21 protein-coding genes and 1 pseudogene are annotated in these 20,589 nt (G+C 71.8%); 6 read left to right on the top strand and 16 right to left on the bottom strand.

Translation table 11 applies throughout. The features are described from left to right. Positions 1-5: 5 nt before the first annotated feature. The 10 genes from ACYUED_RS12965 to ACYUED_RS12920 all read right to left on the bottom strand — a co-directional run bounded on the left by ACYUED_RS12965 (position 6) and on the right by ACYUED_RS12920 (position 9,576). Positions 6-707 (bottom strand): YoaK family protein, encoded by a 702-nt coding sequence (locus ACYUED_RS12965; RefSeq protein ID WP_491292436.1) that lies wholly within the window; start codon positions 705-707, stop codon positions 6-8. Positions 708-1,061: 354 nt separating this feature from the next. Next, complete coding sequence (locus tag ACYUED_RS12960) at positions 1,062-1,481, bottom strand: aggregation-promoting factor C-terminal-like domain-containing protein (protein ID WP_491292435.1); 420 nt, start codon at positions 1,479-1,481, stop codon at positions 1,062-1,064. A gap of 291 nt (positions 1,482-1,772) precedes the next feature. Continuing rightward, positions 1,773-2,618, bottom strand: a complete 846-nt coding sequence (locus ACYUED_RS12955) for an ECF transporter S component (RefSeq protein WP_491292434.1) — start codon at positions 2,616-2,618, stop codon at positions 1,773-1,775. Continuing rightward, a complete protein-coding gene (locus tag ACYUED_RS12950) occupies positions 2,615-2,752 on the bottom strand; it encodes a hypothetical protein (protein ID WP_491292433.1) in 138 nt (45 codons plus the stop codon). The genes ACYUED_RS12955 and ACYUED_RS12950 overlap by 4 nt, the downstream gene beginning before the upstream one ends. Next, complete coding sequence (locus ACYUED_RS12945) at positions 2,749-4,674, bottom strand: ATP-binding cassette domain-containing protein (protein WP_491292432.1); 1,926 nt, start codon at positions 4,672-4,674, stop codon at positions 2,749-2,751. The genes ACYUED_RS12950 and ACYUED_RS12945 overlap by 4 nt, the downstream gene beginning before the upstream one ends. Beyond that, positions 4,671-5,738: an energy-coupling factor transporter transmembrane component T gene (locus tag ACYUED_RS12940; protein ID WP_491292431.1), complete on the bottom strand. Its 1,068-nt coding sequence runs from the start codon at positions 5,736-5,738 to the stop codon at positions 4,671-4,673. Before ACYUED_RS12940 ends, ACYUED_RS12945 begins: the two co-directional genes overlap by 4 nt. Next, entirely contained in the window at positions 5,731-6,375 is a 645-nt protein-coding gene (locus ACYUED_RS12935) for an SCO2322 family protein (protein WP_491292430.1), read from the bottom strand. Before ACYUED_RS12935 ends, ACYUED_RS12940 begins: the two co-directional genes overlap by 8 nt. Continuing rightward, positions 6,372-7,628, bottom strand: coding sequence for an SCO2321 family membrane protein (locus ACYUED_RS12930; RefSeq protein WP_491294229.1), 1,257 nt, complete (start codon positions 7,626-7,628; stop codon positions 6,372-6,374). The genes ACYUED_RS12935 and ACYUED_RS12930 overlap by 4 nt, the downstream gene beginning before the upstream one ends. A 355-nt stretch (positions 7,629-7,983) precedes the next feature. Further along, on the bottom strand, positions 7,984-8,487 hold the full coding sequence (locus ACYUED_RS12925; protein WP_491294228.1) for a nuclear transport factor 2 family protein: 504 nt from the start codon (positions 8,485-8,487) through the stop codon (positions 7,984-7,986). Positions 8,488-8,547: 60 nt separating this feature from the next. Next, positions 8,548-9,576 (bottom strand): Strvi_7410 family MBL fold metallo-hydrolase, encoded by a 1,029-nt coding sequence (locus ACYUED_RS12920; RefSeq protein ID WP_491292429.1) that lies wholly within the window; start codon positions 9,574-9,576, stop codon positions 8,548-8,550. 209 nt (positions 9,577-9,785) lie between these two features. Between ACYUED_RS12920 and ACYUED_RS12915 the strand changes: the two genes are divergently transcribed. After that, positions 9,786-11,243, top strand: a complete 1,458-nt coding sequence (locus ACYUED_RS12915) for an aldehyde dehydrogenase (RefSeq protein ID WP_491292428.1) — start codon at positions 9,786-9,788, stop codon at positions 11,241-11,243. A 6-nt stretch (positions 11,244-11,249) separates the two neighbouring features. Next, the gene (locus tag ACYUED_RS12910; protein ID WP_491292427.1) at positions 11,250-11,483 is read left to right on the top strand and encodes a ferredoxin; all 234 of its coding nucleotides are present in this window, start codon (positions 11,250-11,252) and stop codon (positions 11,481-11,483) included. 322 nt (positions 11,484-11,805) lie between these two features. Here the strand turns inward: ACYUED_RS12910 and ACYUED_RS12905 are convergent, their stop codons facing one another. Then, on the bottom strand, positions 11,806-12,459 hold the full coding sequence (locus ACYUED_RS12905; RefSeq protein WP_491292426.1) for a TetR family transcriptional regulator: 654 nt from the start codon (positions 12,457-12,459) through the stop codon (positions 11,806-11,808). Positions 12,460-12,855: 396 nt separating this feature from the next. On the opposite strand from ACYUED_RS12905, the gene ACYUED_RS12900 reads away from it, so the two are divergent. Genes ACYUED_RS12900 through ACYUED_RS12890 form a run of 3 tightly spaced genes read left to right on the top strand, consistent with a single transcriptional unit; the run spans position 12,856 to position 16,228 of the window. Then, positions 12,856-14,433, top strand: a complete 1,578-nt coding sequence (locus ACYUED_RS12900; protein ID WP_491292425.1) for a glycosyltransferase family 4 protein — start codon at positions 12,856-12,858, stop codon at positions 14,431-14,433. After that, the gene (locus ACYUED_RS12895; protein ID WP_266513430.1) at positions 14,427-15,161 is read left to right on the top strand and encodes a class I SAM-dependent methyltransferase; all 735 of its coding nucleotides are present in this window, start codon (positions 14,427-14,429) and stop codon (positions 15,159-15,161) included. Before ACYUED_RS12900 ends, ACYUED_RS12895 begins: the two co-directional genes overlap by 7 nt. Then, positions 15,158-16,228: a prenyltransferase/squalene oxidase repeat-containing protein gene (locus ACYUED_RS12890; RefSeq protein WP_491292424.1), complete on the top strand. Its 1,071-nt coding sequence runs from the start codon at positions 15,158-15,160 to the stop codon at positions 16,226-16,228. The genes ACYUED_RS12895 and ACYUED_RS12890 overlap by 4 nt, the downstream gene beginning before the upstream one ends. 125 nt (positions 16,229-16,353) lie before the next feature. Here the strand turns inward: ACYUED_RS12890 and ACYUED_RS12885 are convergent, their stop codons facing one another. From ACYUED_RS12885 to ACYUED_RS12870, 4 genes are all read right to left on the bottom strand, one after another. Beyond that, positions 16,354-16,641, bottom strand: a complete 288-nt coding sequence (locus ACYUED_RS12885; RefSeq protein ID WP_491292423.1) for a hypothetical protein — start codon at positions 16,639-16,641, stop codon at positions 16,354-16,356. A gap of 48 nt (positions 16,642-16,689) precedes the next feature. Continuing rightward, a complete protein-coding gene (locus tag ACYUED_RS12880; RefSeq protein ID WP_491292422.1) occupies positions 16,690-17,700 on the bottom strand; it encodes an LLM class F420-dependent oxidoreductase in 1,011 nt (336 codons plus the stop codon). A gap of 114 nt (positions 17,701-17,814) precedes the next feature. Beyond that, positions 17,815-18,642 carry a hypothetical protein gene (locus ACYUED_RS12875; RefSeq protein WP_491292421.1) on the bottom strand — a complete coding sequence of 276 codons (828 nt, stop codon included), beginning with the start codon at positions 18,640-18,642 and terminating at the stop codon, positions 17,815-17,817. A gap of 85 nt (positions 18,643-18,727) precedes the next feature. After that, positions 18,728-19,699 (bottom strand): N-acetylmuramoyl-L-alanine amidase, encoded by a 972-nt coding sequence (locus ACYUED_RS12870; protein ID WP_491292420.1) that lies wholly within the window; start codon positions 19,697-19,699, stop codon positions 18,728-18,730. Positions 19,700-19,732: 33 nt separating this feature from the next. On the opposite strand from ACYUED_RS12870, the pseudogene ACYUED_RS12865 reads away from it, so the two are divergent. Further along, positions 19,733-19,825 (top strand): annotated as a pseudogene (locus tag ACYUED_RS12865) (type II toxin-antitoxin system YoeB family toxin); the annotation flags it as partial. Positions 19,826-19,838: 13 nt separating this feature from the next. Here ACYUED_RS12865 and ACYUED_RS12860 read toward each other — a convergent pair. After that, positions 19,839-20,492, bottom strand: coding sequence for a class I SAM-dependent methyltransferase (locus tag ACYUED_RS12860; RefSeq protein ID WP_491292419.1), 654 nt, complete (start codon positions 20,490-20,492; stop codon positions 19,839-19,841). Positions 20,493-20,589 lie beyond the last annotated feature (97 nt).

Below are 20,589 nucleotides of genomic sequence, written 5' to 3'. Positions count from 1 at the left end.
CGGCCCTACTCCCGCCCCGAGGCCAGCACCGCCAGCACCCCCGTCGCCACCGCCGCGACCAGCAGCGGAACGCCCAGGCCGTGGTGGATCACCAGCCATGCGCCCAGCCAGGCGCCGCCGGCCATCGCCACGACGGAGGCCGAGCGGCGCGGGGAGCGGTGGCCCGAGCCGCCGCCCGCGCGGGAGTCGGAGGCGAGCCCCGTCAGGGTCATCGTGAGGACGGTCGTGGTGAGGTCGGGGATGCCGAGCTTGCGGACCGTCGCGTTGCGCAGGCCCATCGCGAAGGCGGTGAGGGCGATCAGGGCGTAGTCGCCGGCGGTGGCGTGCGGGGCGGCGAAGGCGGCCGCCGCGGAGGCGCCCACCAGGGCCGCCTCGGCGGCCAGGACGAGCCGGGCCCAGGTACGGCGCGACCCCTCGCCCCGCCACCGGGCCACCCGCCCTCCGGCCACCGCCCCCAGCAGGAAGCAGAACAGGGAGGTCGCCGTGTGCGGCACGGAGAAGCCCGGCGCCCCGGCGGCGGCGAAGCCCAGCACCACCACGTTGCCGGTCATGTTCGCGGTGAAGACGTGTCCGAGTCCCAGATAGCTCACGGCGTCGATCAGTCCGCTGACCACCGTGAGCCCCAGCAGCACGACGACCAATCGCAGTCCGCGTGTCTCGTGAGGGTCGTCCGTCGGTGTGCCGGTGCTGCTGCTCTGTTCGCTCATCGAGTCTCCGGGTGGCCGGACGGGCTGGGTGCACTCAAGTCCACCACGGACGCGGGGGCGTCTATCTTCGACGGCGTACGGGGGTGATCCGGGCGTGGGGAGGCCGCGTCCAGGGGCAGCGGCAGGGGCAGGGACACCGACAGGGACACCGACAGGGACAGGGACAGGGACAGGGACAGGGACAGGGACAGGGACAGGGACAGGGACAGGGACAGGGGTCGGGGTCGGGGCCGGAACCTGGGTCCGGGGCATGGCGAAGGCGGCGGCCCGGGGGATCGGGGGCCGCCGCCTTCGGTCTTGCGGGCGTCGTCAGGCCGGTGTGGCCCGGCTCGGCGTGTCTGGGTTCGGCGTGGCTCAGTACCAGCCGTTGGCCTGCCAGAAGGCCCAGGCGCCGGTCGGGCTGCCGTAGCGGGAGTTCATGTAGTCCAGACCCCACTTGATCTGGGTCTTGGCACTGGTCTTCCAGTCCGCGCCGGCGGAGGCCATCTTCGAGCCGGGCAGAGCCTGGACCAGGCCGTAGGCGCCGGAGGACGAGTTGGTGGCGGTGACGTTCCAGCCGCTCTCGTGCTCCACGATCTTGCTGAAGGCGTTGTACTGGGCCGCGCTCGGGATCATCTTGTGCGCGATCGTCTGGGCACCCGCGGCCGAGTTGGCGGTCGCGGCGTGAGCGGGAGCCGCGGTCAGCACCAGGCCGGCGGTGGCGGCGGCCACGGCGGCGGAGGCGAGGGCCTTCTTCGGGGACGTGAGGGTGCGGGCGATGCGGGAGACGGACACGAGGAACCTTTTCTTCGGGGACAGGGTGTCGCGTGCTGCCCCGGGGGGCATGCGTCGGCGCCGAGGCCCTGGGGCTCGTCGGCGCCGTGCGACGTCATCCAGAGAAACAGGCTCGGAAGGCGTCCGCAATGACCCTATTTGCTAGTTGTGGTCGTATGTGGGGGAGGCGAGGGTGGTGTGACCTGGCTCTCAAAGTGCAGGTCAGAGGCGCTTATGGCGTGGACATGGCGTCCGATATGCACTACTAGGGTAGTTAGTGGGTGATGTGGGTCATGTGGGGTGGTTCACCGGTCAACAGGACTCGAATGTGACCGCGGTCTCGAACGCCGCCCGTCGGGTGGCTCTGCGTAGCGCCCTGAGTACGGCCGGGCCGAGGCTGAGCGTCAGCACCACGGTGACCGTGGCCCGACCCAGGTCCCAGCCCAGCGAGGTGGCCGCGCAGTACGCGAGGAAACGGGCCAGATTGGCGGGGACGGCTGCGTGCGGGTCGAAGGCGATGCCGGAGGCGAGCGCGCCGATGAAGGGCCAGCCGGCCAGGTTCAGGAGCGTGCCGTAGGCGAAGGCGGCGAGGAAACCGTAGAGGGCGAGGAGGGCGAGTTCGCCCCGCCCCCGGAGCCGGTCCGGGCCCGGCAGCAGCCCGGCCCCCATCGTGAACCATCCCATCGCCAGCATCTGGAACGGCATCCATGGGCCCACCCCGCCCGTGAGCAGCGCGGACGCGAACATGGTGAGCGAGCCGAGGGTGAAGCCGAAGCCGGGGCCGAGTACCCGCCCGCTCAGCACCATCAGGAAGAACATCGGCTCGATGCCCGCGGTTCCGGCGCCGAGCGGGCGCAGGGCGGCCCCGGTCGCCGCGAGCACGCCCAGCATGGCGACCGCCTTCGGCCCGAGGCCCGACTCGGAGATCGTCGCCGCCACCACGGCGACCAGCAGCACCAGCAGTCCCGCGAACAGCCAGGGCGCGTCCTGGGCATGCGCACTCAACTGCGAGGCCGGCGGGGCGAGGAAGGGCCAGCCGAAGCCGACGACACCGACGGCGCTGACGAGGAGGAGGGCGGTGACGGAGCGGGGGCCGAGGTGGACGGCCCTGGTGCGGGGGGTGGGGCGGACCGTCCTCGCGTGGGGAGTCGTGGTCATCCTTGCGCCCTCCGTGCCTGGGTGACCGTGAGTGATGTGAGGGGGGTGGGGAAGAGGGGGGCGAGGCCGAGGGTGTCGGCGGTGCGGGAGCGGACGCCGAGGTGGGAAGCCCTGGCCGCCAGGGTGCTGGTCATGCGAGTGCCTCCCGGACCTGGGTGACGGTGAGCCACTTCTGCGGGGCCAGGATCTTGGTGATCTGCGGGGCGAAGGAGGGGGACGAGACGACCACGTCGGCCGTCGGGCCGTCGGCGATCACCTCGCCGTCGGCCAGCAGCACCACCCGGTGGGCGAGTTCGGCGGCCAGCTCCACGTCATGCGTGGCCAGGACGATCGTGTGCCCCTCGGCGGCCAGAGCGCGCAACACGGTCACCAGGCGGGCCTTCGCCGCGTAGTCCAGGCCGCGGGTCGGTTCGTCGAGGAGCAGCAGCGGTGGCCGCGCGGTCAGCACGACGGCCAGCGCGAGCGTGAGGCGCTGGCCCTCGGAGAGGTCGCGCGGATGGACGTCGTCGGTGATGCCGGGAAGCAGCTCCGACACCAGTGACCGGCAGGTGCCCGGTTCCGCCCGGGCGTCCCGGTCGGCCGCCGCGCACTCGCCGGCGACCGTGTCGGCGTAGAGGAGGTCGCGAGGCTCCTGGGGTACGAGGCCCACCCGGCGCACGAGGTCCGGGGGCGCCGTGCGGTGGGGGACGACACCGCCGACCCGGACCGTTCCGGCGGACGGTTCGACCAGCCCGACGAGTGTGTTGAGCAGTGTCGACTTGCCGGCCCCGTTGCGCCCCATGAGAGCGATCGTCTCGCCGGGGGCGACGGTGAGATCGACGTGCCGGAGGGCGTCGACCCGCTCGCGGCGGACGGCCAGGGCGCGAACTTCCGCGGTAGGGACGGGAGTCGGGGACGCGACTGCCGTGCGGGCGCTCCTGCGCCTGCGGGCGGGGAAGGGCCAGGGCCACCGGGGCGGGTCCGCGTCCACTTTCGCCGCTGCGGTGATCACTGCGCGCCTCGGGCTGTCCGCCGCGGCCCCCTCGTGCTCCACGCCGTCTGCCGAGGTGACCTCGTGCTTCGGGTCGTCTGCGGCGGCCTCCTCATGGTCCATGCCGTCTGCCGCGGTCACCTGCTGCTTCGGGTCGTCTGCCGCGGTGACCTCATGCTCCACGCCGTCTGCCACGGTGACCCCATGCTCCACGCCGCCCGCGGCGGTGACCTCATGCTCCACGCCTCCTGCCGCGGTCTGTGTCCGCTGCTCGGCCAGCCGCTCTCGAAGACCCCCCGCCCGGCGCCGTGCGTCGCGCACCGTCAGCGGCAACGGGGCCCATTCGGCCAGGCGGCCGAGCCCGACCACAGGCGGGTACACCGGGGATACGGCCATCATCGCGGCCGGCGTGCCGAGCACGGGTGCCATCCCGGGGGCGGGCAGGACGGCGACCAGGTCGGCGTACTGGATGACGCGTTCCAGGCGGTGTTCTGCCAGCAGTACGGTCGTGCCGAGGTCGTGGACCAGACGTTGGAGGACGGCGAGGACCTCCTCGGCGGCCGCGGGGTCGAGGGCCGAGGTCGGTTCGTCGAGGACCAGGACCCTGGGATGCGGGGTGAGGACCGAGCCGATGGCGACGCGCTGCTGCTGTCCCCCGGACAGGGTGGCGATGGGGCGGTCGCGGAGACCGGCCAGGCCGAGCAGGTCGAGGGTCTCCTCGACACGGCGCCGCATCACCTCCGGTGCCAGCCCCAACGACTCCATTCCGTAAGCGAGTTCGTCCTCGACGGTGTCCGTCACGAAGTGGGAGAGCGGGTCCTGCCCGACCGTGCCCACGACATCCGCAAGTTCGCGTGGTCTGTGGGTACGGGTGTCGCGTCCGGCCACCGTGACACGGCCCCTGAGCGTGCCTCCCGTGAAGTGCGGGACGAGCCCGCTGACGGTACCCAGGACGGTCGACTTGCCGACCCCCGACGGGCCCACCAGCAGCACGAGTTCACCCTCCGGCACCTCGAAGTCCACGCCCAGCACGGTGGGTTCGGCCGCCCCGTCGTACGTCACGGAGACATCCTCGAAGCGGATCACGACGGCTCCTTGGGGGCGACGAAGGACGGCAGCAGGCCGAGCAGTACGGCTGCCGCCGGCCACAGCGGGAGGGTGGGGGCGACGAGCGGGACGACACCGGGGTGCAGGGCCTGTGGATCGTCCGCGGCGGCGAGGGTCAGCAGCCCGGCGACCGCGGCACCGGACCCCGCGACCAGCCAGGCCCGCAGGTCCCACCGGTCCGGGCGGTACCGGGTGCGCAGGCTGCGACGGCCGCCCAGCCGCAGCCCCGCCAGCGCCGCGGCGACCCCGGCGAACAGCAGGGGCAGCCCGTAGGTGCCGCCTTCGGCGGTCAGCAGCCCGTACGTTCCCGCGCAGACACCGAGCAGTCCGCCGAGGGTGAGAGCCGCGGTGGTCCGGCGTACGCCGGTCGCGACCTCGGCGCTGCGGCCGTAACCGCGGGCGTCCATCGCGGCGGCCAGGGCGACGGAACGCTCCAACGCGCCCTCCAGCACCGGGAGTCCGACCTGCAGCAGACCGCGCAGGCCGCTGTCGGGGCGGCCGCGCAGGCGACGGGCGGCGCGCAGACGCTGGACGTCGGCGATGAGGTGCGGCGCGAAGGTGAGGGCGACGACCACCGCGACGCCGGTCTCGTACAGCGCGCCCGGGAGGGACTTGAGCAGACGGGACGGGTTGGCCAGGGCGTTCGCGGCGCCCACGCAGATGAGCAGCGTGGCCAGCTTCAGGCCGTCGTAGAAGGCGAAGGTGAGTGATTCGGCGGTGACCTTGCCGCCCAGCCGGATGCCCTGCGCCCAGTGGGGGAGGGGGAGTTCGGGGAGGGTGACGATCACGTGCGTGCCGGGGACGGGGGAGCCGAGGGCCACTGCGAAGAAGAGGCGGATGACGAGGACGGCGAGGGCGAGCTTGAGGAAGGCGGGGTAGGAGCGGGACCAGGGGGCCCGGGTGCGGCAGGTGGCGACGACGTAGGCGGACGTCGCGACGAGCAGGGCCAGGAGGAGGGGGTTGGTGGTGCGGGTGGCCGCGGTGCCCAGGCCCAGGGACCACAGCCACCAGGCACCGGGGTGCAGCAGGGGACGACTACACATGCCTGCGTCGCCGTGCCTGCCACACGGCCGCCGCACCGATCAGCGCGACCGCTCCGGCCCCCACGAACAGCCCCACGGCCGGCCCGCCCTCCGTCTCCCCGGACTTCGCCGAAGCCGCGGCAGCCGTCGGCTTCTTCCCGCCGGAGGCCTGTTCCCCGCACCCCTTGTGGGGATACCCCGCGATGGCGCACAACAGGGCGTTGGTGTCGTACCGCAGCGGCTTCGCCACCGACGCCAGCGCCTCCGCCGTGGTCCCGTCGGACGACACCCGCGCGCAGGCCGTACGACCCACCGGCGGCGTCTCGCCGGACGGGGCGTCCGCCGCCGTACCGAAGTCGATGACGAGAGCCACGCGCTTCATGCCGTCCCGCGCCGGCGTCCGCGCGCAGATCACCGGGAACGACGCCTTCCCGCGCGGCTTCGCCGAGTCGCTCGAGTCCTCGCTCACCGAGAAGCGGAAGCCCTGGACGGCGCCGTCGTCGGGGCGCGTGGTGGCGGGGCCCTGGGTGGCGTAGGTCCAGTGACCGGCGTCGTAGTCCCAGAACGACCAGTAGCGGTAGCCGACCGCCTGCGCCCGGCCGCTGCCGGCCAGGGTCAGGAACAGTGCGGCGAGGAGCAGCGCGCAGCGCCGTATCACGGCTGTCGCCTCTTGGTGCGGCCGCTGAGCAGGAAACCGACGCCGATGCCGCCGACGAGGCCCACGCCGACGATCCACCAGACACTGACACCGGAGCCACTGGAGTCGTCCTTGTGGTCTGCCCGGCCCGAGTCCTTGGCGGGCGCGGCGGACGCCGGGACGGAGGCGGGCTTCGGGCCGGTCGCGTCGAGAAGCGAGACGAGATCCTGGCCGCCGAAGTCGCGCACGTCGGCGCTCTCCGCGTTCGCGGCGAGGATCAGCTGCGCGTACGCGGCCGGTCCGCCCTGCTTCGCCCACGCCCGGGAGTTGCCCTCCAGCCAGCGCATGGCGTCGGCCGCCTTGTCGCCCTGACCGGCGGTCGCGAGCGCGAGGACCGCGTCGGCCGTGTTGCCGTAGTCGGGCTGGGGTTTGGCGCCGGGGAGCGTCGACGTCAGGTGCCTGTCCTTGGCCAGTGCCTTGATGAGGTACGCGGCGCCGTTGCGCGCCGCCTGCTCGCGGTCGTCCGCTCCCTTGCACGTCACGGCCGTCCCGGCCGGCTTCACGTCGTCCCCGGCCAGCCCCTTGCCGAGCGCGCCCACCACGGCAGCCGCCGTCGCGTCCGCGTTGGCGGCCAACGTGCCCTTCTTGTCCGGCTGGAAGGCGAAGGCGCCCGCGCCGCCCCCGTCGCAGGGGAGAGCGAACTTCAACAGGGCGTCGTAGGGCGACTTCCCGCCCTTGCCGCCCTTCTCGCCCTTGACGACCTGCGCGGGCTGCTCGCCGACGGCGGTCAGCGCGCCGATGACGACGGACGTCGAGTTCGCGTCGCTCGCTCCGCCCGGCGAGTAGCCCCAGCCGCCGTCCTCGTTCTGCACGGACTTCAGCCAGCCGACCGCCTTGCCGGTCTCCGTGTCGTGGCCGCCGAGCACGGCGAGTGCCTGAACGGCGGCGGCCGTGCTGTTCGTGTCGACCATCAGCTTGGCGTCGCAGGCCTTCGCCGCATCCGCGCGGAACGCCGCGTACGCCCCGCTCGCGCACTGCTGGCCCAGCAGCCAGTCCACCGCCTTCGCGGCGGGCTTCACGCCGACGGTGTCCTGCGCGAGCAGCGCCAGCGACTGTCGCCAGACGCCGTCGTACTTGGGGTCGGCGGTGCCGTACAGACCGTCGGGTATCGCCACGGACGGGGACGGCGACGCGGATGCGGCCACGGCGGGCGCGGCCGCGCCGATCACAGCGGTGGCTGCCAGGACCGCGGCGCTGCGGCGGACGACGTTCATGATCGGCGGGTGCCTCTCCCTGCGGGAGCGGGCAGCACGGGACACCCCGGGCGGCTCGGCTCCGTGTGCCTCGACGGTGCCGTGCACCGGCAGGCCGCCGGCACACGTGAGCCGGTCACGACCGTGCGGGGCACTCCGGCCGACCGCCTTCGGTGGACGGTTCACGGTGGGGGTACCTCCCAGGCCCTTGAGGCACTGGGGGAGGGTCAGCGCCGGAATTGCACCGGCTTCCCCCCGTACGGCGTGATGACGACCCGGCCACTCTACCGGCCCGTAACGAGCGCCCCGAGGGCAGCCTGTGAGGTCCGAGAGGCAGGCGTGGCGGACGGGGTGGGCGGGCCGGGCAGGTCCGGGCTCACGGGAAGGGGACGACGGGAGCACGGTCGGTGCCGGCCGGGTCGAGAGTGCCGCGTCCCTGCCGGGGAGTGGGGCCGCCGAACGGGAGGTGCAGCGTCCGGGAGGCGAGCAGCCACCGGCCGTCGACGCGGCGGAAGGTGTCCTCGTAGTGGCCGACCTGGACCGGCGGCCCGGCCGGCACCATGCCGCCCGACCAGCCTTCGACGCGGTACGTCGTGAAGTACGACGTGGCCTCGGCCGTGTCCGCCGACGTCACCGTGACCCGGACGTTGGACATGACCCGCCGGGAGAGCTTGTCCGGCGGCCGGGAACCGAAGTACGCCCGCAGCTCCTCCCGCCCCTCGGACCTCCGCCCGTCCCCCGGAGGGGGCCACTCCCACACGCCGTCCTCGGTGAACAGCTCGGCCACGGAGGCGGGTTCACCGAGGTCGAGGCGGTGGACGAGGTCGAGGATCAGACGTTCACAGGCGCGTTCGGCGAGGAGTTGCTCCGTGGGGTCCATGGGGTCCGTGGGGTTCATGGAGATGTTGGTATCAGCGGACACCCACGAGGTGCGAGCGCTTTACACGGCCACGTACGTCACCGGATCGCTCCCCGCCACCGACTCCGCCCGCCCCAGCTTGGCCAGCCGCCGCAGGTGCGCCTCGGCCTCCGAGACCGCGATGTTCCTTGATCCGTAGGGGATTTGTGCCCAGGGCCGGTTCCACTCCATGCGCTCGGCGACCTGCCAGGCGGTGAGCGGTTCGACCAGGAGGGCGAGCAGACCGGTGAGCCGTTCCTCGTGGTGCGCGAGCAACTCCCGTACGCGGGCCGCCGCGTCGGTGAACGTGTGCTGATGCGCGGGCAGCACCTCGGCGGCTGCCAGCCGCCCGACCCGCTCCAGGGAGTCGAGGTAGTCGCCGAGGGGATCGGTGACGGTCGCGTCGTCGGGGTCTTCGTAGAGGCCGATGTGGGGGGTGATCCGGGGGAGGAGGTGGTCGCCGGAGAACAGGCGTCCGCTGCCCGGGAGTCGGGCCGGGTGCTCCTCCTCCAGGTGCAGGCAGACGTGGCCGGGGGTGTGCCCCGGAGTCCAGATGGCTCGCAGCCGGCGGCCCGGGAGGTCGAGGAGCTCGCCGGGGACGATCTCGCGGTCGGGCAGGGCGGGGGAGAAGCCCGGCAGGGTGGTGCGGGGGGCCGCGTCGCGCAGGGGCGCCACGTGCTCCTCGGGGGCGCCGGCCGCGGTGAGCTTGGCGGTCATGTACGAGAACCAGCGCCCGGGCCGGGTCTCCCGGGTGCGCCGCACGATCGCCGAGTCCGCGGTATGCATCGCGATCCAGGCCCCGGACGCCTCGCGCACCCTGCCGGACAGGCCGTGGTGGTCGGGGTGGTGGTGGGTGATGACGACACCGTGCACCTCGCCCACTGCCGTACCAGCGGCTGCCAGCCCCTCGACGAGGGTGCCCCAGGACGCGGGGTCGTCCCACCCCGTGTCGACCAGCACCGGCCCGCGATCGGTGTCGACGACGTACACGAGCGTGTATCCCAGGGGATTGTCCGGGATGGGAACCTGGACGGACCGCACACCGCCGCCGTGGTCGCTGACCTGTGCCATGGGCTCCCCTGTCGCCGCGTTCCCGTCACTATAACTAGAACCAGTTCCAATGGGAGCCCAAGTCATCGATCGGGCGCCCGAGCCACTGCGCAGCCGTCGCGGAGGTGTCGTGACGCGGTGTGCGGTCTGTGGACTCCTCCGAGGGGAACTGGTATCAGTTCCCGTATCTGATGAACCGTCAGAGTCAGCTCCCGGGAAGGCAGTCGGCCATGACCGAGCTCGTGGAACACGGACAGCTGTTCATCGGCGGGGAGTTGACCGACCCCCTCGGCAAGGGCGTCATCGAGGTGATCTCGCCGCACACGGAGGAGGTCATCGGACGCGTGCCGCATGCTTCCACGGCGGATGTGGACCGGGCGGTCGCGGCCGCGCGGACGGCGTTCGACGAGGGGCCCTGGCCGCGGATGTCGCTCGACGAGCGGATCGAGGTCGTCAGCCGTATCAAGGACGCGATCGCCGTACGGCACGAGGAGATCGCCCGCGTGATCTCCTCCGAGAACGGGTCGCCGTACTCCTGGAGCGTCCTCGCGCAGGCACTCGGCGCGATGATGGTGTGGGACGCGGCGATCACCGTCGCGCGGAACTTCACGTACGAGGAGACGCGCGACGGCGTGCTCGGCAGGATCCTCGTGCGCCGCGAACCGGTCGGTGTCGTGGCGGCCGTAGTGCCCTGGAACGTCCCGCAGTTCGTGGCCGCCGCCAAGCTCGCGCCCGCGCTGCTCACCGGCTGCACCGTGGTGCTCAAGCCGTCGCCCGAGTCGCCGCTGGACGCGTACGTCCTCGCCGAGATCACCCGTGAGGCCGGGCTGCCGGAGGGTGTCCTGTCGATCCTCCCGGCCGACCGCGAGGTCAGCGAGTACCTGGTCGGGCACCCGGGGATCGACAAGGTCTCCTTCACGGGATCGGTGGCCGCCGGGAAGCGTGTGATGGAGGTGGCGTCGCGCAATCTCACGCGCGTGACCCTGGAGCTGGGCGGCAAGTCGGCGGCCGTGGTCCTTCCCGACGCGGACCTCGCGACCACCGTCGCGGGCGTCGTCCCGGCGGCCTGGATGAACAACGGTCAGGCCTGCGTGGCCCAGACCCGCATCCTGCTCCCGCGCTCCCGCTACGACGAGTTCGCGGACGCCTTCGCGGCGGCGGCGAGCGCGCTGGTCGTCGGCGACCCGCTGGACACGGCGACACAGGTCGGCCCCCTGGTGGCCCGGCGCCAGCAGCAGCGCAACCTCGACTACATCCGCATCGGCCAGGAGGAGGGCGCCAAGATCCTCACCGGTGGCGGCCGCCCGCCGGGCCTGGAGCGGGGCTGGTACGTCGAGCCGACGCTCTTCGGTGACGTCGACAACTCGATGCGGATCGCCCGGGAGGAGATCTTCGGCCCGGTGATCTGCCTGCTGCCCTACGGCGACGAGTCCGAGGCCCTGAAGATCGCGAACGACTCGGACTACGGGCTGAGCGGCAGCGTGTGGACGTCGGACGTGGCGCACGGCATCGACGTCGCCCGCCAGGTCCGTACCGGCACGTATTCGGTCAACACCTTCAGCCTCGACATGCTCGGCCCCTTCGGCGGCTACAAGAACTCCGGGCTGGGGCGGGAGTTCGGCCCCGAGGGCTACGGCGAGTTCCTCGAACACAAGATGATCCATCTCCCGGCCGGCTGGGAGGGCTGAGCCGCCATGGGTGACCGCTGGCACGTCGAGGTCGACCGCTCCGTCTGCATCGGCTCCGCCCAGTGCGCCCACCGGGCCGCCGGCGCCTTCCGCCTCGACTCCGCCATGCAGTCCCACCCGGTCGAGCCGGATTCCGACGCCAACGAACGCATTCTGGAGGCGGCGGAGAACTGCCCGGTGGAGGCCATAGTGATCACCCTGCTGGGGAGCGGGGAGCCGGTGTTTCCGCCGGAGGAGTAAGGGCCGAAGAGGAGTAGCGGCAAGGGCCGAAGAGGAGTGGGGGTGAGGGCCGAACTCGAGAAGGCGGTGTCCAAAAAATCAGCCTTCAGGGGGTTTCATTGGCTGAAAGGCGTTCTATCCTGAGAAGTGGCCTACGAGGCGAGTGAGGGAGTTCCACCGGAGTAGCCGACTTTGGCGAGACGCAGACGCATCCGCCGGGGCCGACGTCGACGGTGGGGCTGAGAGGCCGGAAGGCAGCAGCAGGGCCGGAAGGCGACCCCCAGGACCTGATCCGGACAATGCCGGCGAAGGGAACCCGTCTCGTAGGTTCTGTGCGTGTGCCTCAGCCGCGGGCCGCACTCCCCGCGGCCGGGTCCGTCAGGTCGATCAGGCGGCACACCGTCTCGATGTCGATCTTGACCTGGGCGATGGAGGCGCGGCCCGAGAGCCAGGTGATCAGGGCCGAGTGCCAGGTGTGCTCGATGACGCGGACCGCCGAGAGCTGCTCGGGGGTGGGGTTCTCCAGGCCGATCGCGTCCAGGATGATCACCGTGGTCTGGCGGGAGACCTGGTCGACCTCGGGCGAGACGCTGCGGTCGGCGAAGGTGAGGGCGCGGACCATCGCGTCGGCCAGATGTGGCTCGCGCTGCAGCGCCCGGAAGGCCCGCATCAGTGTCTCCGCGACCCGCTGCGCCGCCGTGTCACCCGTCGGCGGCTTCTTCCGCAGCGTCCCGTGCATGTGCTCCAACTGGTCCTGCATCGTGGCGACCAGCAGATGGATCTTGGACGGGAAGTAGCGGTAGAGCGTGCCCAGGGCCACCTGCGAGGACTCGGCGACCTCACGCATCTGTACGGCGTCGAAACCGCCCCGGCTGGCCAGCTGCGCGCTCGCGTGCAGGATGCGCCGACGACGCGCCTCCTGCCGCTCCGTGAGGGGCGGGGAGGCCGGTTGCGAGGTACTTGATTCCACCTTGGCCACCTTCGCTTGCGCTGGCATGGTTCCCGTTACGTGACAGTCGGTGAGGGTCAGGGCCTGTCCGGCCGATCAGCTCGGCGTCGCGGGCCCTGGTGCGCGCATCTGCGGCGTTGTCGTCGGTCGCCGACGCTCCGCGTCGACTCCCTCCTCCGCCTTGCAGCTGCACGCACCAGACCCCGCTCGGGTCGGCCGGGAGGAACCGCATCTCACAGCCGACCTGATCCGCCGGACAGGCCCTGGTGATCGCACCGAGCATGGCAGGGCGCCCGCCGTGGCGCGAATCACCTGATCCACTGCTCACCGCGCCCCTACCTGCCGGTAGATTCAGAGCCTCCTGGACGATCAAGTCTGAAACTTGTTCTAGATTAGCGTCCCGGCGTAATCTCGCGGGACAGTGCACGCAGAAGGGGGCCCAGAGTGACCGCTGAGGCCAGTCAGGCGGGTCCCCAGGAGGACCTCGCCGCCGACGGCGAGCGACCGCTCCACATCGCACTCCTCACCTATAAAGGGAACCCGTTCTGCGGCGGCCAGGGCGTCTACGTCCGGCACCTCTCGCGCGAACTGGCCCGCCTCGGCCACCGCGTCGAGGTCATCGGCTCCCAGCCGTACCCCGTCCTCGACGAGGGCTACCCGGGTCTCACCCTCACCGAGCTGCCGAGCCTCGACCTCTACCGCTCGCCCGACCCCTTCCGCACCCCGAAACGCGACGAGTACCGCGACTGGATCGACGCGATGGAAGTCGCGACGATGTGGACCGGCGGCTTCCCCGAGCCGCTCACCTTCTCGCTGCGCGCCCGCCGCCATCTCCGCGCCCGGCGCGGCGAGTTCGACGTCGTGCACGACAACCAGACGCTGGGTTACGGACTGTTGGGGGACGTCGGCGCGCCCCTCGTCACCACCATCCACCACCCCATCACCGTGGACCGCCAGTTGGAACTGGACGCGGCGCAGGGATGGCAGCAGCGGCTGTCCAAGCGCCGCTGGTACGCCTTCACCCGCATGCAGAAGCGCGTCGCGCGTCACCTGCCCTCGGTCCTCACCGTCTCCGGCACCTCCCGCCAGGAGATCGTCGATCACCTCGGCGTACGGGACGACCGGATCCACGTCGTCCACATCGGCGCCGACACGGACCTCTTCTCGCCGGATCCGTCCGTGCCCGTGGTGCCGGGCCGGATCGTGACGACGTCCAGCGCGGACGTACCGCTCAAGGGCCTGGTGTTCCTGGTCGAGGCGCTGGCGAAGGTCCGCACCGAACACCCCGACGCCCACCTCGTGGTCGTCGGCAAGCGGCCCGCGGAGGGCCCCGTCGCGCAGGCGATCGGACGGTACGGCCTCCAGGGTGCCGTCGACTTCGTGAAGGGCATCTCCGACGCCGAACTGGTCGATCTGGTCCGCTCGGCGGAGGTCGCGTGCGTCCCGTCCCTGTACGAGGGCTTCTCCCTCCCGGCGGCCGAGGCGATGGCGACGGGCACGCCCCTGGTCGCGACGACCGGCGGTGCGATCCCGGAGGTCGCGGGCCGCGACGGCGAGACGTGCCTGGCGGTGCCCCCGGGTGACCCGGGAGCGCTGGCCGCGGGGCTGAGCCGCCTGCTGGGCGACCCGGAGCTGAGGGCGCGGCTCGGCCGCGCCGGCCGCGAGCGGGTGCTACGGAACTTCACCTGGGCGCGTGCCGCCGAGGGAACGGTGGCCAGATACCGCGAGGCCATCGCCGGCCCACGCGTCGAAGCGGACGCGACCGGCCGGCTCGTACCCGCCGCCGCAGAGCCGCACCGCACAGCGGTCGCGGAGCGGCAGCCCGGAGCCGTGGCGGAGCCGCATGGTGCAGGCGTGGCGGAGCGGCAGTCCACAGCCGTGGCGGAGCCGCATCGCGCGGCAGTTGCACAGCCGCAGCCCGCACCTGTGGCGGAGCCGCATCGTGCAGCCATGGCAGAGCCGCAGCCCGCAGTCGTCGAAGAACTAGCCGCATCCAATCCCGAAAGCAGGGCCACTTGCTGACCGTCGACTTCTCCCGGTTCCCGCTCGCGCCGGGCGACCGCGTCCTGGACCTCGGCTGCGGGGCCGGCCGGCACGCGTTCGAGTGCTACCGGCGCGGCGCGCAGGTCGTGGCGCTCGACCAGAACGCCGAGGAGATCCGCGAGGTCGCGAAGTGGTTCGCGGCGATGAAGGAGGCCGGCGAGGCACCCGAGGGCGCGACCGCGACGGCCATGGAGGGCGACGCCCTGGCGCTGCCCTTCCCCGACGAGTCCTTCGACGTCGTGATCATCTCCGAGGTGATGGAGCACATCCCGGACGACAAGGGCGTACTCGCCGAGATGGTCAGGGTGTTGAAGCCGGGCGGCCGTATCGCCATCACCGTCCCGCGCTACGGTCCCGAGAAGGTGTGCTGGACGCTGTCCGACGCCTACCACGAGGTCGAGGGCGGTCACATCCGTATCTACAAGGCGGACGAGCTGATCGCCAAGATCAAGGAGGCCGGGCTGAAGCCGTACGGCACGCACCACGCCCACGCGCTGCACTCGCCGTACTGGTGGCTGAAGTGCGCGTTCGGCGTCGACAACGACAAGGCGCTGCCGGTGCGGGCGTACCACAAGCTGCTGGTCTGGGACATCATGAAGAAGCCCCTGGCCACCCGGGTCGCCGAGCAGGCCCTGAACCCGCTGATCGGCAAGAGCTTCGTGGCGTACGCGACCAAGCCGCACCTCCCGTCGGTGGACGCCCGGTGACCACTCCCCGGACAGAACACCTCGTCCTGCCCGGGGTCCTCACCGCCGAGCAGGCTGCCGCGACCGTGCGCGGCATCCTCGCCGTGCAGCGGGAGGACGGGGCGATCCCCTGGTTCCGGGGGCACCACCTGGACCCCTGGGACCACACCGAGGCCGCGATGGCGCTGGACGCGGCGGGCGAGCACGAGGCCGCCGAGCGGGCGTACGAGTGGCTCGCACGCCACCAGAACGAGGACGGTTCCTGGTACGCGGCCTACGCCGACGGCGACTTCGCGGACGTCACCGACCGCGGCCGCGAGACGAACTTCGTCGCGTACATAGCCGTAGGCGTCTGGCACCACTACCTGTCCACCGGGGACGACACGTTCCTGGACCGCATGTGGCCGGCCGTCCACGCCGCGATCGAGTACGTCCTCGGGCTCCAGCAGCCCGGCGGGCAGATCGGCTGGAAGGGCGAGGAGGACGGCAGCTTCACCACCGACGCGCTCCTGACCGGTTCCTCCTCGATTCACCACGCGCTGAGCTGCGCGCTGGCCATCGCCGAGCAGCGCGAAGAGCCGCAGCCGGACTGGGAGTTGGCGGTGGGCGCGCTGCGCCATGCGATCCGCCGGCACCCGGAGCGGTTCCTCGACAAGGACCGCTACTCGATGGACTGGTACTACCCGGTGCTGGGCGGCGCGCTGACCGGCGCGGAGGCCAAGTCCCGTGTGGAGGAAGGCTGGGAGCGCTTCGTCGTGCCCGACCTGGGCGTGCGCTGCGTCGTCCCCAACCCGTGGGTCACCGGCGGAGAATCAGCCGAACTCGCCCTCACCCTGTGGGCGATGGGCGAGTCCGACCGAGCCCTGGAGGTCCTCCAGTCCATCCAGCACCTGCGCGACGCCGACAGCGGCCTCTACTGGACGGGCTACGTATTCGAGGACAAGGCCGTCTGGCCCCAGGAACTGACCACGTGGACCGCGGGCTCGCTCCTCCTCGCGGTCGCCGCCCTCGGCGGCCACGAGGCGACCTGCACGGTGTTCGGCGGCGAGAGCCTGCCGAGGGGACTGGACCCGGACTGCTGCGCCTGACCGCGCCCCAAAGGGGCGCCCCTTTGGGGCGCGGGGAACTGCGCGATCAGCCACCGACTGCCCGCACCCGCCGACCGGCAGTCCCCGCCGAGCTATAGGGCGTCCCGGCTCACCAAGCGGAGCGCTCAGTGCCGCTGGATCCGTCCGGCCACCGCGTGGCCGATGAACAGGTAGACCACCGCGGCCAGACCGTAGCCTGCGATCACGCGGGCCCAGGCCTTGTCGAAGGTGAACAGGTCACGCGACCAGCCGGCCAGCCAGTCTGCCGCGTTGTGGACGAACTGCACCAGGTCGTTGGCACGGTTGGCGTCCAAGAGGTACATCACGATCCACAGGCCCAGGATGAGGGCCATGACGTCGGCGACGATCGCTACGACCGCCCCGGCCCGATTGCCGCTGCTGTATCGAGACATACCTTCCGGATTGCCGCCGAATCCCGGATGAAACCCGTACGGGTTCTGTCAGGAGTTGAGCTCGGCCAGTACCCGCAGCGATTCCCGGTCCGGGGAGAGGGCCAGCAGGTCCGTCACCGGCCCCTTCCGCCACAACTCCAGCCGCTCCGCGATCCGTTCGCGCGGCCCGACCAGCGAGATCTCGTCGGCGAAGGCGTCCGGCACCGCGAGCACGGCCTCCTCGCGACGGCCCTGAAGGAACAGCCGCTGAATCCGGCGCGCCTCCTCCTCGTACCCCATGCGCGCCATCAGATCGGCATGGAAGTTACGGGCCGCGTGTCCCATGCCGCCGATGTAGAAGCCCAGCATGGTCTTCACGGGCAGCAGCCCCTCGGCCACGTCGTCGCAGACCTGCACCCGGGCCATGGGGGCGACGAGGAAGCCCTCCGGGAGCTGCTCAAGTGCCGGTCCGTACACGTCGGGACGGGAGGGCGACCAGTACAGGGGCAGCCAGCCGTCGGCGATCCGCGTCGTCTGCGCGACGTTCTTCGGCCCTTCCGCACCGAGCAGGACGGGAAGGCCGGGACGCAGGGGGTGGGTGATGGACTTGAGCGCCTTGCCGAGGCCCGTGCCGTCCGCGCCGGTGTACGGGTGGGAGTGGAATCGCCCCTCCAGCGCCACGGGCGCCTCCCGCCGCAACACCTGCCGTACGACGTCCACGTACTCCCGGGTCGCGGTCAGCGGTGACTTCGGGAACGGCCGCCCGTACCAGCCCTCCACCACCTGTGGACCCGACAGGCCGAGCCCGAGCATCATGCGCCCGCCGGAGAGATGGTCGAGGGTGAGCGCGTGCATGGCGGTGGTGGTGGGGGAACGAGCGGCCATCTGCGCAACCGCCGTCCCCAGCTTGATCCTTGACGTCTGCGCGGCGATCCAGGTCAGCGGCGTGAAGGCATCGGAGCCCCACGACTCGGCCGTCCACACCGAGTCGTACCCGAGCCGCTCGGCCTCCCGCGCCAGCGGCACGTGGTCGGGGGAGGGGCCGCGGCCCCAGTAGCCGAGGGCGAGACCGAGCCGCATGACGCCTCCACGGGGTACCTGACGGCCAGTCAGTTACGGGCCTGTGGGCTGCGACTGTACGACAACGGCCCCCCACCCGGAAGGGCGAGAGGCCGTCGTGCGGTCTGTGGGGCGTCAGCCGCGCTGGATCCCGGAGGCGTCCTGCAGCACGCCACGACGGCCGTCCTGCGTCTGGGCGACGAGACCCGGGCCGCGCTGCTCGACGGCCAGGTACCAGGTGCCCGGCGCGAGTTCGGCGATCGGCGTCGGCGAACCGTCCTCCGCGAACAGCGGACGCGGCACGGGAACGGCGAACCAGAACGGCGAGAAGTCCCCGGCCGGCTGCTGCGCCTGCTGGGGCTGCGGAGGCTGCTGCCCCCCAAAGGGCTGCCCGGGCTGCGGCTGCCCACCGTAGGGCTGCCCGGCCTGCGGCTGCTGGGCGCCGGGATAGCCGTAACCACCCTGCGGCTGACCGCCGTAGGGCTGCGGGGCGACGGGCTTGGGGGCGGGGAGGAGGGCGGCCTGGAGGGGTGGGACCATGGGGGTGGCGATGGCGGCAGCGGCCATGACCAGGGTGGCGACGAGGGCGAGGATCAGACCTGTGCCTGCGCTTGGCCCGTTGTTGGAATTGCCGAAGTTGTCCCCGCCGCCCGCCGGGTCGATGACGTTGCCGAGGGCGCTCCACGCGGCGAACACCGCGAAGGCAACACCGAAGGCGCCGATTTCCAGACCAGCGACCTTGAGCGGCTGCGGCAGGGCACGTGCCACGACGACGAGCGTGGCCCCGATGATGCCCGCCAACACGACACTGAGCAGGACCGGTCCGCTCTCCCAGAGGTTCGGGAGGTCGACGCTGTCAGGCAGGCCGTCGTACGAATAATTGTCGAGGAATGACGCGATGAACAGCAATACCGCTGCTCCGATCACCACGCCGTCGCCTCGAGTGAGGGAGCGGATATTCACTTCAAAGGTCCTTCGTAGGTCGTCTCGTCGTCGGTGAACCCTATCGTCCGTCCGACCACGGTGTCCGCCGGGAGCAGCCCGCTGATCACGAACCGTGCAGGAAACTCACGATTCCCTCAGAGATTCCTTGCGCGGCCCGCTGTCGCCATGCACCGCTCGTGAGCAGTGCCGCGTCCTTGGTATCGCGCATGTTGCCGCACTCGATGAACACCTTGGGAACCGTTGACAGATTGAGACCGCCCAGGTCCTTACGCGTGACGAGGCCGGTGCCGTCGCCGATGTAGTTGGAGGGGGCCGAACCCGTGGCGCGGACGAAATTGCCCGCGATGCGTTCGCCGAGTTCGGCGGAGGGGGCGACGATGGAGCGGGTGTCCGCGGTGCCGGCGTGGACGCTGCCCGGAAGGATCACGTGGAAGCCGCGGTTGCCGGCCGCGGAGCCGTCGGCATGGATGGAGATCGCCGCGTCGGCGTGGGCCTTGTTGCCGATCGCCGCCCGCTCGTCCACGCAGGGGCCCCAGGGCGGGGAGCCGGTGTCGTGGGTCAACTTCACCGTGGCGCCCTGCTTTTCGAGGAGCGCCTTCAGCCGGTGGGACACGTCCAGTGTGAACTGGGCTTCCGTGTAACCCGCGTTGGTGGACGTGCCCGTGGTGTCGCACTCCTTCCAGTTCGTCCCGATGTTCACCTTGCGGTCGATCGCGGACGTGTGCTGGAAGTTGCCCGAGTTGTGGCCGGGGTCGATGACGACGACCTTGCCCCTGAGGGAGCCGGAGGCGACGGGGGCCGACGAGGTGGGCGAGGCGAGGGTGGGCGTCGCGCTCGGGTTCTTGCCGTCGTCGGTGGCGGGGGAGGAGGCGGGCGCGCCGGACGTCGCCGTCGCGGACGTCCGCACGGTCGCCGCACCCGCCCCGCCGCCGTCGTTCCCCGTCCCGCCCACCGCCTCGTACACGAGCCACCCGAGCAGGGCGCCCGGCACGAGTGCGGCGACGGCGACGGTCAGGGGGCGGCGGCGAGGCCGGCGGGGCTGGGGAGGATCGAAGTCCGGGCCTACGTACGACACGGCTGCCACCCTACGGGGCGTCGGTCCGATTCGCAGGGTCGGCGGATCGACGACGAACACCGTCTCGTCCACCGGGCGGACGACAGGGAAGTGAAGATCCTCAAGGCTCGCCACCACTACAGCTGAGACCGGGCGGGTGTCACACCCCGGCGCCCGTTCGCCGCAGGACGCGCAGTGAGTCGGTCGCCGAGATCTCCGTGAAGGCGCCGGAGTCGAGGGCCCGGAGGTAGACGCGGTACGGGGCCTGGCCGGTGAACTCGTCCTCGGGGTCGGGGAAGACGTCGTGGATGAGGAGCAGCCCGCCCTTCGCCACGTGCGGGGCCCAGCCCTCGTAGTCGGCGCTCGCGTGCTCGTCGGTGTGGCCGCCGTCGATGAAGACCAGGCCCAGCGGGGAGTTCCAGATCGACGCGATCTGCGGCGAACGGCCCACCAGTGCCACCACGTGCTCCTCCAGGCCCGCCCGGTGCAGCGTGCGGCGGAACGTCGGCAGCGTGTCCATCAGCCCGATCTCGGGGTCCACCGTCTCAGGGTCGTGGTAGTCCCAGCCGGGCTGCTGCTCCTCGCTGCCGCGGTGGTGGTCGAGGGTCAGCGCGGTGACGCCGGTCTCGCGGGCCGCGTCGGCGAGCAGGATCGCGGACCGCCCGCAGTACGTGCCGACCTCCAGCAGGGGCAGCCCGAGCGCGCCCGCCTCGACGGCCGCCGCGTGGAGCGCCAGCCCCTCCTCCGCAGGCATGAACCCCTTCGCCGCCTCGAACGCGGCCAGGATCTCGGGCTTCGGGGAGGCCACGGCCATGGGGGTCCTTCCGGTCGTACGTATGTCTGCGGCCCCCATGCTGCCGCACCCCGGCCGATGATTCGACGGGGGGTGCGGCAAGGGCCCGGCCTTTTGT

The sequence above is a fragment of the Streptomyces sp. DF42 genome, assembly GCF_058267695.1.
Note: the sequence above shows the minus strand (reverse complement) of the source record. Positions and strands in the feature narration are given on the sequence as shown.

Excerpts from the sequence above, each read along its gene's own strand:
- ACYUED_RS12885 (WP_491292423.1), bottom strand. The coding sequence starts at position 16,641 with ATGTCTCGATACAGCAGCGGCAATCGGGCCGGGGCGGTCGTAGCGATC.
- ACYUED_RS12955 (WP_491292434.1), bottom strand. The coding sequence starts at position 2,618 with ATGACCACGACTCCCCACGCGAGGACGGTCCGCCCCACCCCCCGCACC.
- ACYUED_RS12940 (WP_491292431.1), bottom strand. The coding sequence starts at position 5,738 with ATGTGTAGTCGTCCCCTGCTGCACCCCGGTGCCTGGTGGCTGTGGTCC.
- ACYUED_RS12920 (WP_491292429.1), bottom strand. The coding sequence starts at position 9,576 with ATGGCACAGGTCAGCGACCACGGCGGCGGTGTGCGGTCCGTCCAGGTT.
- ACYUED_RS12880 (WP_491292422.1), bottom strand. The coding sequence starts at position 17,700 with ATGCGGCTCGGTCTCGCCCTCGGCTACTGGGGCCGCGGCCCCTCCCCC.
- ACYUED_RS12905 (WP_491292426.1), bottom strand. The coding sequence starts at position 12,459 with ATGCCAGCGCAAGCGAAGGTGGCCAAGGTGGAATCAAGTACCTCGCAA.
- ACYUED_RS12910 (WP_491292427.1), top strand. The coding sequence starts at position 11,250 with ATGGGTGACCGCTGGCACGTCGAGGTCGACCGCTCCGTCTGCATCGGC.
- ACYUED_RS12915 (WP_491292428.1), top strand. The coding sequence starts at position 9,786 with ATGACCGAGCTCGTGGAACACGGACAGCTGTTCATCGGCGGGGAGTTG.
- ACYUED_RS12950 (WP_491292433.1), bottom strand. The coding sequence starts at position 2,752 with ATGACCAGCACCCTGGCGGCCAGGGCTTCCCACCTCGGCGTCCGCTCC.
- ACYUED_RS12930 (WP_491294229.1), bottom strand. The coding sequence starts at position 7,628 with ATGAACGTCGTCCGCCGCAGCGCCGCGGTCCTGGCAGCCACCGCTGTG.
- ACYUED_RS12965 (WP_491292436.1), bottom strand. The coding sequence starts at position 707 with ATGAGCGAACAGAGCAGCAGCACCGGCACACCGACGGACGACCCTCAC.
- ACYUED_RS12925 (WP_491294228.1), bottom strand. The coding sequence starts at position 8,487 with ATGGACCCCACGGAGCAACTCCTCGCCGAACGCGCCTGTGAACGTCTG.
- ACYUED_RS12860 (WP_491292419.1), bottom strand. The coding sequence starts at position 20,492 with ATGGCCGTGGCCTCCCCGAAGCCCGAGATCCTGGCCGCGTTCGAGGCG.